The organism is Pseudohongiella nitratireducens (assembly GCF_001642735.1).
Classification (GTDB): domain Bacteria; phylum Pseudomonadota; class Gammaproteobacteria; order Pseudomonadales; family Pseudohongiellaceae; genus Pseudohongiella; species Pseudohongiella nitratireducens.
In genome coordinates, this window is sequence record NZ_LWHM01000003.1 from 118,197 (window position 1) to 130,663 (window position 12,467).

Genomic DNA, 12,467 nt, shown 5'->3' on the forward strand with positions numbered 1-12,467 from the left:
CCACATTAAATCAAGTTGTAGCCATTACATTTATGGCAATATATGGCCATGGTAATCTGGTTCTGGCAAGTGAGCCCAATAGCCTTGACGAAAGTATTCACGCACTGCAGGCCGAGTGGGCCCGAATCTATTACCAGATACCCGATCATGAGCTTCAGGAAGATGCGGTCGACATACTGGCGGATCAAGCCCATGTCTTGACCGCCGAGTTCCCCAACCGGGCAGAAACCTTGATCTGGGAAGGCATTATCCTGTCTACGAGTGCCAGTATAAATGGCGGTATAAGTGCTCTGGGTAAAGTCAAAAAAGCACGATCTCTGTTTGAGGCTGCACTTGAAATTGATGACCAGGCACTGCAGGGCTCAGCTTATACTTCACTGGGTTCACTGTACTATCAAGTCCCAGGATGGCCTATTGCTTTTGGTGATAATGACAAGGCTGAGAAATTGCTCAAAAAAGCGTTGACGATTAACCCAACAGGAATTGATCCAAACTATTTCTATGGGGACTTTCTGGTGGAAGAGGGCCGTACTGATGAAGCTCGATCACATTTTCAAAAAGCCCTTTCCGCGCCTGATCGTCCAGGACGCTCCTTGGCAGATAAAGGCCGGAGACAAGAAATTAAAGCGGCCCTGGAAGAGCTAGATTGATTTTCTTTTTTCGGTAACTGGATATGCGCGTATTACTGGTTGAAGATGACAGTTTGCTTGGTAAAGCAACAGCAGAAGGCCTGAGAATGACCTTCGCTGTTGACTGGTGCACCTCGGCAGAGGATGCCAAAAAGTACATGGCAACCTCTGACTATGATGCCATTACCCTGGATATTAATCTGCCAGGGCAGTCCGGCCTGAGTTTCCTTCAGGATGTCCGCCGGCACCTTAATACCGTCCCCGTCATTTTGCTAACAGCTCGAGATGCCGTACAACATCGCGTAGAAGGGCTGAACCTCGGTGCAGATGACTACCTGACCAAACCGTTTGACCTTGATGAATTAACTGCACGGCTTTATGCCTTGATACGGCGCTCCCAAGGTCGAACGACGCCAGAATTGAAAGTACATGACATCACGTTTTACCCCGAAGTAAAGCAAGTCAGGAAAGCAGGCAGTATCATCAATCTCTCTGGCCGCGAGCTAGCCGTCCTTGAAGTATTGATGAGCAATATTGATCGTGTTATCAATAAATCTCAGATCGAATCCCATATTTATGACTGGGACAACAATGACATTGAAAGCAATACCATTGAAGTTCATATTTCCGGGCTACGCAGAAAGCTTGGCAAAGAGTTGATAAAAACTGTCAGAGGGGTTGGATATACCATTACGCAATGATAACAAGTTATTCGATTCGCAGACGCCTATTACTGTATACAACTGCCTCCACACTAGGTCTTACATTATTGATCAGTAGCCTGGCATTGCTCAGCGCCTATGAAGAGATCGAAGAGGTTTACGATGCCCAGCTCGCGCATTCTGCCAAGATACTTTTACAACTTACTGAAAAGGAAATTGGTGAATCCGAAAACATAGAAATTTCACTAGGCACTGAACGACCTGACATTTCTCATCACTACGAGAATAAGCTGACTTTTCGTATATGGAAAGATGACATTTTAAGTACCCAATCTGTACAGGCAGAACAGTTCGGTTCCTTTAGTGCCACCCCCGGATTTAGCAATGAGTATGTTGCTGGTGATATGTGGCGTTTTTTTGTATTAATCGACCCGCCCAGTAACATTACGATTGAGGTTGCAGAGCAACTCGAAATTCGCCAAGAATTAATCCTGAAAATTCTGGCCAGCTTTTGGCTTCCTCTGTTCCTTTTCGTCCCTTTATTAATATTCATCATATGGTGGATTATCGGCATTGCACTCAAACCAGTTTATTCTCTGTCTAACGAAATTAACCAGCGTGAATCAAATGATTTTTCACCTATAAACGAAGACCAGACTCCAAAGGAAATTCATTCGCTAATCCAGTCTATGAACAGCATGCTGCAACGAATCCAGGCAAGTTTCGTTCGAGAGCAACAATTTACTGACAATGCAGCACATGAATTGCGCACCCCGCTGGCCGCCATGAAAGCGCAGGCACAAGTGCTAATTAGAAAATCCAGCCATTTACCTGAATTTCATGAAGGACTGAATGACCTGCACCTTTCAATAGATCGTGCAACGCAAATGATAGAACAGCTCCTTGAGCTGGCTCGCTTGCAGTCCGGTGTAACAGATATGCATCGCATTGATCTCAACACAATTGTTGAGGAAACGATCACAGATCTATCCCCTTTGGCCAGACGCTCCAATGTGTCCATCAATTTGACAAATCACAAACACTGCTGGATCAATGGCAACCCTCATGCTCTTACCATTATGGTTAAAAATGTGATCGACAATGCGATCAAATTCTCACCTCAAGGTTCAGAGGTAAAAGTTGAGGTTTATGAGAAAGATGACCAGGTGGTATTGGCCATTACAGACCAGGGGCCTGGCATTCCCGATGCGGAAAAAGGAAAAATATTCGAGCGTTTTTATCGCGTTAGGAAAAGCAATCACTTCACTGGTAGCGGATTGGGGTTATCGATTGTCAAATGGGTCATCGATCTGCACCAGGCTGACATCTTGATGCTGAACAATACCCCAGGAGGCTTACGAGTTGAGCTGACATTCGCTCAACTTTTTAAGTGACACTTACGAAAAGCACACCCCACATAACCATCAAAATCAGCGTTGATCCAAGAAATACCAGGAAGCGATGGATTGTATGATTGTAGGTCAAATGAATAAAACTATGCAGATAACGTAGTGCTACATACGCCCAAGCCAGCGTTACCATGGTGCTGCCAGTCAAATTCAACACGATACAAAGTACTGATACCAAGTAAAACAGAACCGGCATCTCTAGCAAATTTGCATAAGCACGCTCAACCTGACGTAAATAATCAGGCAGGGTATCCCCTTGTAGTAACTTGAAATATTTGGGATTCACTTCGCCACGTCTGGCGCTGACATATCTAGCGTACCCCAAACGTAATGTCACCATAAAAGTTAGCAAAACCAGAGCTATCATTGGGTAAATCATATTTCACTCTATTCTGTGGTCAATTTTTCACGCACCATTGACTCAAGGCGAGTCATACCCCACGCCTTGCCCAACGTAACAGCCGTATCCAAATCACCAGTGTCCGCTCCATGCTTTAATGCCACCATAGCCCCTACCCTGTTACCACTAGCACAATGCATCAGTACAGGCTCATCACCGATACTTTCCAGCACACGACTGAACTCCTCGGCATTTTCCAGGTTGATACCATCTGGCACTGCAACCGGCACATTATGAAAAGTCATTCCGAGGGACTCGACAACTTCCCGCTCGTTCCACTCAAGTTCGGAAGCAGGGCGCAAACTAATGATATGCTTAACACCAGCCGCCGCCAGCTCAGCCAGTTGTTGCTGTGATGGCTGCGCACTACTGAAACGACTTGGAGCAGGTTGGCTGAGGTTTTCTATTTGTGTTTTTACAACATCACGATATGTCAGCGCATCATCAGCGTGTACCAGTGGTAAAACTGATGTTATTAAAAGCGCAGCCAAGAATGAACGCAATAAACGATAGCCTTTCATCATTGTTCTCCCGATTATTATGTTCCAGGACAAAAAATTAACTTTTCTGCAGTTATACCTTTTAAAGCTGTTGCCGGAACCACTCAGCAATGGCCGCGACCTCTTTCTCAAAGTTCCCGGTACATTTAAGCTAATAAATGCTGCTTTGGCATCACTTCGGTTCTCAAAATCATGCGGCGTTCCGCCAGGAATGATGACGCAACTGCCTTGAGCACCGCCTCCATCTTGCCTATGTCGTAGCGACGTCCGACACCGGACGCCACGCTCATCGGGACAAAGGCTCGCTTGTCTGTCATCAGAGGCCTCTACAGTTCAAATGCTATTATTCTTCAATGAACAATAGCAGTTATTCCCCAGCGCCTCCAGATAATGCCTGCAAAGCCGCTTTTTCTTCGTCAGACAAAGGCACCGGCTCACAACGTGGGTCAGTTTTCTGGATGGCACGCACCATCAATTCAGTCAGCGGGATGGGGTCACAACCGTGGTTCTGTTCACAAACCATGTCCCACTGCGGCTCTGCCTTTTCGTGGCAATCCAGACAGTTACCACCAAATCGATTGACCACGTCAGAAAAGCCACGCGTGCTGATTTCACTGCCTTCAGCCGACACATTCAGCTCAAAGAACTCCCAGTCGTTAGTCTCCGGACTGTGCCCTTCTTCCCGTTTGACCATCACCTCAGTCGGCACCAGTTGAACGACTGATCCTGGCGGGTACACGCCACCGTTTTCAGATTCAGCAACAGCCTTGGTTGCCTCCAGATCTCCCAGCAGGTTGTCAATATAGAACCCACGTACCGGTGTCATGTCACTGATACAGGAAAACTCAGGGTTCTCCAGTGGGTCAGCAGCTAATCCGTTACTGGCCAATAGCAAGCATGTCAAAAGCAGGCCTCGCAGTTTCATTACAATTACCTCTCAAATAGTTGTTGTTAGCTCTTCAGGATGACTTTGTTATTTATATTGCGCGCAATATAATTGCCTGTCAATTAAAGTGCTATACTTTTCTATATTGATACGATGAAACGAGTCTTGGAGTCGATATGAGCTCTCCACCGCATATGATGCTGGAAAACCAGATCTGCCTGTCACTCTACTCAGCAACCAATGCGTTAATCCGCGCCTACCGCCCTTTTCTTGACCCGCTGGATTTGACCTATCCCCAGTACCTTGTCATGCTGGCGATATGGGATGCCGACAACATGTCAGTCACCGATATTTGCCGGGCAACCCGGCTGGACACAGGAACCGTGACACCTCTGCTAAAGCGCCTTGAAGCAAAAGGGCTGATATATCGCAAACGAAGTGCCGAGGACGAGCGCCGGCGCGTCATTTCATTGACTGAATCGGGTGAGCTGCTCCGTGCTCCGGCCAGCAAAGTGCCCGGCCAGATGGCATGCCTTAATGCCGTGTCCATTGAAGAAGCAAAACAAATCAAGTTACTTGCAGAGAAAATGTACCAAAATATCAAGATTTGATCTGTCTCAACAAGAGACCGTAATTGCACTGATACAGTAAGCCAGGAATCAATGGCAGTTTTGCTTTAGGCAAACGAGCTATTGCAACTTAATTCACTCTTTGGTGGGGCTATGGTTGAGCGTACGCTAGCAAACCTTCCTGTACGGGCACTTTTTCGCCCAAAAGATGCATTCGAGGCACTGGCAGGATCTGATCCGTCACCAGCCAACGTTTTGCTTCGCTATTCTGTCTGGCTACTGATTTTACCACCACTATTTTCCTGGATTGGCGCCAGCATTTTTGGTTGGCGTCTGGGCGCCACTGAACCTTTGTACCTGTCGCAATTAACACTTGTCCGCATCAGCGTGGGGTATTTTCTCGCCCTGTTGTTTGGGTTCGTCTCCACGGCGCTAATCAGTCAATGGATGGCAAAAACATACGGCGCCAGTGAATCGCTGGGACGGCATTTTGCCATGGTCACCATTGTTGGCTCGCCGTTAGCGTTAGCAAGTGTTGCCCACCTTGTCCCTGATGTCTTTTTTAATGTACTGGTTCTGATTCCGACCATGATCTGGAGCATGTATTTACTCTACTCCGGCATAGCTGTAGCCCTGGAAACCGTTCCAGAGCGCGGCATGCTGATGGCATCATCACTGGTTGGCTGGTTGTTGGTAGCAGCAGTATCGCTGCTAGGCCTTAGCATGGGGTTATGGGTAATGGGAATTGGTCCGTTATTGGGCGTATAGGAGTCCACTGTTTTGTCAAATGACAACAATGCACAATATCACGATGACGTCGTTCTGAGGCTGATTCAGTTTTCAATTTTCTGGGCGATAGTGGCAATGGCAGCGGGGGTTTACCTGTCTGCTGAGCTCATCTGGCCAACTATTGATTTTAGCCAGCCCTGGCTGTCTTTTGGCCGCCTGCGTCCCCTGCATACCAACGGCATTATTTTTGGTTTTGGTGTATCCGCATTAATGGCTACCGCATTTTACAGTGTACAACGAACCTGTCATGTCCCCCTCTTTGGACACCGACTGGCCTGGTTTTGCTGCTATGGTTGGCAACTGGTGGTATTGCTAGGTGGACTTTCCCTGCTTGCCGGCTGGACATCGAGCAAAGAATACGCCGAGCTTGAATGGCCATTTGATATTGCCATTGCGGTACTTTGGATTTCATTTGGTGTGGTCTTTTTTGGCACCTTGGCTATCCGCAAAATCAGGCCGATTTATATTTCCAACTGGTTTTATGGCGCACTGATTATTGTCATCGCCATGCTGCATATCGTAAACAACCTGGCGTTACCTGTGACGCTCGACAAATCCTATTCACTCTATGCCGGTGCCCAGGATGCTGTCGTGCAATGGTGGTACGGACACAATGCTGTGGGCTTTCTGCTCACGGGCGGCTTCCTCGGCATGGTCTACTATTTCCTGCCCAAGCAGGCGAATCGGCCCATCTGGAGCTATCGCCTGTCAATCGTGTCATTCTGGGCTTTTACCTACACCTATATCTGGGCGGGCCCACATCATCTGCATTACAGCGCTATTCCGGAATGGGTTCAGTCGCTGGGTATGGTAATGAGCATTATTCTGCTTGCACCTTCCTGGGCAACCATGATCAACGGCATCATGACAGTCAGTGGAGCGTGGCAGAAATTACGGACGGATCCAGCCCTGAAGTTCATCGTACTGGCACTGGCTTTTTACGGCCTGGCTACATTTGAAGGCCCAATGATGGCGATTCGCAGTGTGAACGTGGTCAGTCACTTCACTGACTGGACGATCGGGCACGTACATTCAGGCGCACTTGGCTGGAATGCCATGATTACTTACGGCACATTCTATTTCCTGATCCCTCGCATGGCAGGCCGCGAGTTATATAGTACACGCTTGGCAAACATCCATTTCTGGCTGGCACTGGCAGGCACCATGCTATACATCATGGCCATGTGGGCAGCTGGCGTATCGCAGGGTCTGCTCTGGTTAAGCATTGATGAGACCGGCGAATTGGGCTTCAGCTTTACTGACATCATGTCCAGCATGGCCCCTTACTATGGGTTACGCCTGATTGCCGGCCTGATTTTCCTGACTGGCACTATCCTGATGGCGTGGAATCTCTATATGACGATGCGTGGCAACAAACCTGTCCGTGTCACACCGCCAGCAGTCGATCCAATGTATGAGGTCAAAGCATGAGTGGAATGTCTCTCCATAAAAAGCTTGAAGAACACAGCGGACTGCTGATCTTTGGCATTCTTGCCGTTTCTGCCGTAGGTGGACTGGTGCAGATTCTCCCGATACTTTTTCAGGAATCACTGGAAACGCCGGTTGGAGCAACCGCGCCGTATTCTGCAGTCGCACTGACAGGTCGTGACATATACATTCGCGAAGGTTGCTCGGTGTGTCATACACAACAGATCAGACCACTTATTGCAGAGGTTGAGCGCTACGGCCCTTATTCGCGCTCCGGCGAGTTTGTCTATGACCGCCCCTTCCTTTGGGGTTCTAAGCGAACCGGGCCGGATCTTCACCGTATTGGCGGCAAATACTCTGATATCTGGCATAGAGAACATCTCTTAAACCCGCGCTCAGTCGTACCTGATTCGATCATGCCTGGATATCCCTGGCTGGCTGAGACTCCGGCAGCCGATGTTGGTGATATTCAAAAGAAGATGCGGGTGCTGCAATCCCTGGGACACCCTTATTCAGATGCCAGCATAGAAGAGGCCGAATCCGAACTGGAGGGACTGACTGAAATGGATGCACTGATTGTTTATCTGCAGCAGCTTGGCACAGCCATGCCGCAAGGAGAATTGCCATGACGTACTTTATTTTCGCTGGAGACATGCTGGTGATGTTGTTTATGGTTGTTCTGGTCATCTGGCTGACAGCTTTCGGCAGCAAAGAAGATGCACATGAGACAGCTTGTATACCGCTGAAGGATGACATTGATCATGGCTGATTTACCCGGCGACTTCTGGAGCGGCTGGATCATTGTGCTGACGCTGGTCTCATTTTGCGTCATCGCCTGGCTGATCTGGAGTGTTTACTTTTCTCCCACCCCTCATCCTGAGGAAGAACATGAAAATGAACCCGTGTGGGATAATAACCTGCGCGAAGGCAACGCGCCTGCGCCCATGTGGTGGTTCTGGTTTGTACTCGGCGCCACTGTCTTTTCTGTTGGTTACCTGATGTTGTACCCCGGACTGGGTTCCTTTAGCGGCACCCTGAACTGGTCACAGGATGCCCGGGTGCGCAACAGCCATAGTAACTATGAGAACCAGTTTGCTGCTGCCCGCGCAGAGATTGTTGATGCCGCCCTTACTGACTTACAGTCAGACCCAGGCATGATGGCCACTGCTGAGCGCATATTCCAGCGTGAATGCTCAGCCTGTCATGGCAAAAGCGCCACCGGCCAGATTTCATTGTTTCCAAATTTGCTGGACAGCGAATGGCAATGGGGCGGCAGTCCGGAGCAAATCGAACAGACACTTCGGGGCGGGCGTCAGGCCAATATGCTGGCCTGGCAGGGAACTATTGAGCCGGCGGCCATTGAGCAGGTGGCTGAGTATGTACTGCAAATGCATGAAGGCAGTGATAACAGCCACCCGGGGCAAACCACATACACCACATATTGCGTCGCCTGTCATGGAGCTGATGGCAGTGGCAACATCATGCTTGGTGCGCCAGCCCTCAACGATAATATATGGCTATATGGTAATGAGCTCAACGATGTACTTGAATCCATAACCAATGGACGCCAGGGCATGATGCCAGCATTTGATCAACGCCTGGATGATGCCCAGATCCGCTTGCTGGTTGCCTGGCTAACACGATCACAGAATTGATATTTTCCATGAGTTTTGTCCGAACGGTCGCTTGAGATCGCAATTGGATTTGGCGATACTGTCATCAGACTTATCCGTCAATTAACCCGTAAAAAGACAGCCTGACCCAGGCCGTTCTTTCGCGACCCAAAGGACAACCCTCTATGCGCCACCTGATCTACTCCCTACTGTTTATATTCACACTCGCAGCTTGTGGTGAGCAGGCCTCTACTCCATCTGCACCGCTGACATCCTCGACTGAATCTCAAATCACGGAAGCCGCAGAGACTGAATCTGCACGCCTTAACGCCTGGTTTGATGAGAAGTATGACGAGCGGTTACAGCAGTTTGATCCTATTTCGCTGACCATGCAGGGTCGCAAGGAGAGATACACGGACATTGATGACATGTCTGTGCAGGCACAGGAAGCAGAACTGGTCTGGTTCCAGCAGGCAACCGCAGAGATGGAAGACAATTTTGATTACGATGCCCTCGACCGGGAAGCGAAAATGTCCTGGGACATTTGGCAATACCAGCTTGAGCAGGCCGAACTGGCAGCTGAATTTCGGTACAATGGTTTCGTTTTCGACCAGATGAATGGCAATCATAGTTTCCTGCCAACCTTTCTGATCAACTTCCACGATATTGCTTCCGTCTCCGATTATGAAGCGTTTATTTCCCGGATCACCGAAACAGGCCGAGCATTAAATCAGGGCCTTGAGCGAGCCGCTGAAACGGCTACACAAGGCGTCACCATGCCAGAATTTGCGCTCGATGGTGTTATTGCTCAATCCCAGAGCGTGATCACTGGTGCACCGTTTACCGAAAATGCCGAAACTGACTCAGCGCTGTGGGCGCATGCCAAATCCCAGGTCGCCAACCTGGTGGAGCAAGGCGCTCTTGAACAACCTGATGCAGACTCCTTACTCGCAGACACGGCAGACGCCCTGACTACCACGTTAGCTCCTGCTTATCAGGACATTATTGCCTGGGCAGAAGAAGAAAAAGCCAACGCACCGGAAGTCGCTATGGGCCTGGTCTCTCAACCCGGTGGTGAGGCCTACTACCAGTATCGGCTTGCCAACCAGACCACGACGGAGCTGACCGCAGATGAAATTCACGCCATCGGCCTTGCTGATGTGGCCCGCCTGCGCAGCGAAATGGAAGAGGTCATGGCCAGCACCGACTTTGACGGCTCCTTGCAGGAATTCTTTGTCATGCTGCGAGAAACCAGTGATGACGAGCGCTTCTACTACCCCAATACCGACGAGGGCCGTCAAGGCTATATCGATGACGCGACTGCCGCTATTGAAAACATTAAAGCAGTACTGCCGGATTACTTTGCCACATTACCGCAGGCGGACCTGGTTGTGCGCCGTGTTGAACCTTTCCGTGAGCGCGACGGCGGCGCTCAGCATTACTATTCCGGTACGCCAGACGGCTCACGCCCAGGGATCTACTATGCGCACCTGTCTGACATGACAGCAATGCCCAAATCAGAACTGGAAGTGATCGCTTACCACGAAGGGCTGCCGGGCCACCACATGCAGATCTCGATTGCTCAGGAGTTGCAGGATCTGCCACGGTTCCGGACACAGGCAGGCTTTACCGCCTATTCCGAAGGCTGGGGCCTGTACTCTGAATACCTGGCAAATGAGATGCCAGGCACCTACGAAGATCCCTACTCCCAGTTTGGTCGCCTGACATCTGAGATGTGGCGTGCAATTCGCCTGGTAGTCGATACTGGCCTGCATGCGAAAGGCTGGACGGAGCAGGAGGCGGTCGACTATTTTGCCGAAAACTCATCAGTGCCTCTGGCTGCGATCCGTTCCGAGATTCGCCGTTATATCGTCATGCCGGGTCAGGCGACGTCATACAAAATCGGGATGAATAAAATCCTTGAGCTTCGCGAACATGCTCGCCTGGAACTGGGCGAAGACTTTGATATCCGCGGTTTCCACGACGCCGTGCTGCTAGGCGGCGCTATGCCACTACACTTGCTGGAGCGTCGAGTGCAGCAATGGATTGACGACGTTAAAGCCAGCTAGTGAGTTCTGCCATGCTGCCCGCCCTGCCTTAAATGAGATGTCTGAGGCAGGCCGGGCAGAGGGAAGGGCCAGAAGCGTAAAATTTTGCTGCTCTACTGCCAGCGATTCAGTACACTGTCTCGTAGCACTAATAAGAATGAGGCAGATACAAGGTGGAGTTTGAAGAATTCAATCAGCGATTGATGGAGATTGCCAATCGCATTATTGAGGCAACCCTGCAGACCGAAACATACGCACAACTCGCTGCAGTTCTGGTTATCTACGCATCAGCTTTCTTCGTTACCAGCCGTATCAGAAAATTCCTGCCTCTACTTGCTGACGCTCCCTCTGATGCACCATTGGGCCCAATGCGCCGTCTGACGGGCAAACTGGGCAATTTGCTGTTTCCACTGCTCACCATTCTGGTACTGAGTTTTAGCGTAGAACTGAGCGCACAATTGCTCGGCCAGTCCTGGCTGGTTCGTACAGCACTCATTGTCGCCATGCTGCTGGTGTATCGCTCCGTTATTCGCGATCACATAACCAATGAATTTATTTCCTTCATCCTGCTCTGGGTGGGGCTGCCTCTGTTATTTCTGCACCTGCTTGACCTGCTCAACCCGATTATCGCCATTCTTGAGTCAATGCAGTTCCGTGCCGGTAATATCCGCATTTCCGCTTACGGTATTGTCCGTGTTGTCCTATTTGGTTCAGTCCTGTTCTGGTTGGGCCGGGCTTCCACCATTGCCGGACAGGACATTATCAGACGCCAGGAGAAACTGGACTTCCGCACCAAAGAAGTTGCCGCCAAAGTGTTGGAAGTCGGCGTCTTTGTGCTCATTTCCATTTTATTGCTGCAGGTCATGGGCATTAACCTGACAGCCTTGGCTGTCTTTGGTGGCGCAGTGGGTGTGGGTCTGGGTTTTGGCTTACAGGCAATCGCCTCAAATTTCATTTCCGGCCTTATTATTCTGCTGGATCGCTCTATTTCCATCGATGATTACATCGAACTCGAGGATGGTCGCACCGGTGTGGTTCGGGAAATGACACTGCGATCGACGACACTGGAAACCTATGACGGTAAAGACATCATGGTACCGAACGAAAAGTTCGTGACCGAAAGCTTTACCAACTGGACACATAAAGACAGCCGACAACGCTATCGTGTCGACTTCTCAGTCGCCTATGACTCAGACATACGCAAACTCGTTGAGATCGTCAAAGAAACGGTAGCATCCCACCCTCAGGTCATCAGCAAAGAAGGCACCCCATTAGAGGAAATGCCGGATTGCGAGATTGCCAGTTTCGGTGACTCAGGTGTCAATATGCTGGTCGAGTTCTGGATGGAAGGCATTGATGACGGCAAAAACCGAGTCGGCGGTGATTTGATGCTGATGATTTTTGAGGCCATGCGAGAAAACGGCTTTACGATTCCGTTCCCGCAACGCGAAGTACGTATCCTGAATGAGCATCCGGTCACAGCACAGAAAAGCAGCAACGATGATAATAACGTTTCAGCCTGAGAGCTGTAGTC

At 49.7% G+C, this 12,467-nt stretch carries 15 protein-coding genes; 11 read left to right on the plus strand and 4 right to left on the minus strand.

Features of this window, described 5'->3' with window-relative positions; translation table 11 throughout:
* Positions 1 to 32: 32 nt before the first annotated feature.
* The 3 genes from PSCS_RS01935 to PSCS_RS01945 all read left to right on the plus strand — a co-directional run bounded on the left by PSCS_RS01935 (position 33) and on the right by PSCS_RS01945 (position 2,685).
* Entirely contained in the window at positions 33 to 650 is a 618-nt protein-coding gene (locus PSCS_RS01935) for a tetratricopeptide repeat protein (RefSeq protein ID WP_068810203.1), read from the plus strand.
* A 23-nt stretch (positions 651 to 673) separates the two neighbouring features.
* Entirely contained in the window at positions 674 to 1,330 is a 657-nt protein-coding gene (locus tag PSCS_RS01940) for a response regulator (RefSeq protein ID WP_068810105.1), read from the plus strand.
* Positions 1,331 to 1,398: 68 nt separating this feature from the next.
* On the plus strand, positions 1,399 to 2,685 hold the full coding sequence (locus PSCS_RS01945; protein ID WP_158662864.1) for a sensor histidine kinase: 1,287 nt from the start codon (positions 1,399 to 1,401) through the stop codon (positions 2,683 to 2,685).
* Here the strand turns inward: PSCS_RS01945 and PSCS_RS01950 are convergent.
* The 4 genes from PSCS_RS01950 to PSCS_RS01960 all read right to left on the minus strand — a co-directional run bounded on the left by PSCS_RS01950 (position 2,678) and on the right by PSCS_RS01960 (position 4,525).
* Positions 2,678 to 3,079, minus strand: coding sequence for an MAPEG family protein (locus PSCS_RS01950; RefSeq protein WP_068810107.1), 402 nt, complete (start codon positions 3,077 to 3,079; stop codon positions 2,678 to 2,680). The genes PSCS_RS01945 and PSCS_RS01950 overlap by 8 nt on opposite strands.
* A gap of 8 nt (positions 3,080 to 3,087) precedes the next feature.
* Entirely contained in the window at positions 3,088 to 3,624 is a 537-nt protein-coding gene (locus PSCS_RS01955) for a phosphatase domain-containing putative toxin (RefSeq protein WP_068810108.1), read from the minus strand.
* Positions 3,625 to 3,746: 122 nt separating this feature from the next.
* Positions 3,747 to 3,917: a hypothetical protein gene (locus tag PSCS_RS15800; RefSeq protein WP_157885594.1), complete on the minus strand. Its 171-nt coding sequence runs from the start codon at positions 3,915 to 3,917 to the stop codon at positions 3,747 to 3,749.
* Between the two features lie 50 nt (positions 3,918 to 3,967).
* Positions 3,968 to 4,525: a hypothetical protein gene (locus tag PSCS_RS01960; RefSeq protein WP_068810109.1), complete on the minus strand. Its 558-nt coding sequence runs from the start codon at positions 4,523 to 4,525 to the stop codon at positions 3,968 to 3,970.
* Positions 4,526 to 4,662: 137 nt separating this feature from the next.
* Here PSCS_RS01960 and PSCS_RS01965 point away from each other — a divergent pair, with 137 nt between their 5' ends.
* The 8 genes from PSCS_RS01965 (at position 4,663) to PSCS_RS01995 (ending at position 12,456) form a co-directional block, all read left to right on the plus strand.
* The gene (locus tag PSCS_RS01965; RefSeq protein ID WP_068810110.1) at positions 4,663 to 5,097 is read left to right on the plus strand and encodes a MarR family winged helix-turn-helix transcriptional regulator; all 435 of its coding nucleotides are present in this window, start codon (positions 4,663 to 4,665) and stop codon (positions 5,095 to 5,097) included.
* A gap of 111 nt (positions 5,098 to 5,208) precedes the next feature.
* Positions 5,209 to 5,823, plus strand: a complete 615-nt coding sequence (locus tag PSCS_RS01970; RefSeq protein ID WP_157885595.1) for a Yip1 family protein — start codon at positions 5,209 to 5,211, stop codon at positions 5,821 to 5,823.
* Between the two features lie 12 nt (positions 5,824 to 5,835).
* Entirely contained in the window at positions 5,836 to 7,275 is a 1,440-nt protein-coding gene (gene ccoN / locus PSCS_RS01975; protein ID WP_068810112.1) for a cytochrome-c oxidase, cbb3-type subunit I, read from the plus strand.
* A gap of 5 nt (positions 7,276 to 7,280) precedes the next feature.
* On the plus strand, positions 7,281 to 7,901 hold the full coding sequence (gene ccoO / locus PSCS_RS01980; RefSeq protein WP_068810113.1) for a cytochrome-c oxidase, cbb3-type subunit II: 621 nt from the start codon (positions 7,281 to 7,283) through the stop codon (positions 7,899 to 7,901).
* On the plus strand, positions 7,898 to 8,041 hold the full coding sequence (locus PSCS_RS15805; protein WP_157885596.1) for a hypothetical protein: 144 nt from the start codon (positions 7,898 to 7,900) through the stop codon (positions 8,039 to 8,041). The genes ccoO and PSCS_RS15805 overlap by 4 nt, the downstream gene beginning before the upstream one ends.
* Positions 8,034 to 8,927, plus strand: coding sequence for a cytochrome-c oxidase, cbb3-type subunit III (ccoP, locus tag PSCS_RS01985; protein ID WP_068810114.1), 894 nt, complete (start codon positions 8,034 to 8,036; stop codon positions 8,925 to 8,927). The genes PSCS_RS15805 and ccoP overlap by 8 nt, the downstream gene beginning before the upstream one ends.
* A 143-nt stretch (positions 8,928 to 9,070) precedes the next feature.
* A complete protein-coding gene (locus tag PSCS_RS01990) occupies positions 9,071 to 10,954 on the plus strand; it encodes a DUF885 domain-containing protein (protein ID WP_068810115.1) in 1,884 nt (627 codons plus the stop codon).
* 152 nt (positions 10,955 to 11,106) lie between these two features.
* Positions 11,107 to 12,456, plus strand: a complete 1,350-nt coding sequence (locus PSCS_RS01995) for a mechanosensitive ion channel family protein (protein WP_229694672.1) — start codon at positions 11,107 to 11,109, stop codon at positions 12,454 to 12,456.
* Positions 12,457 to 12,467: the final 11 nt, after the last annotated feature.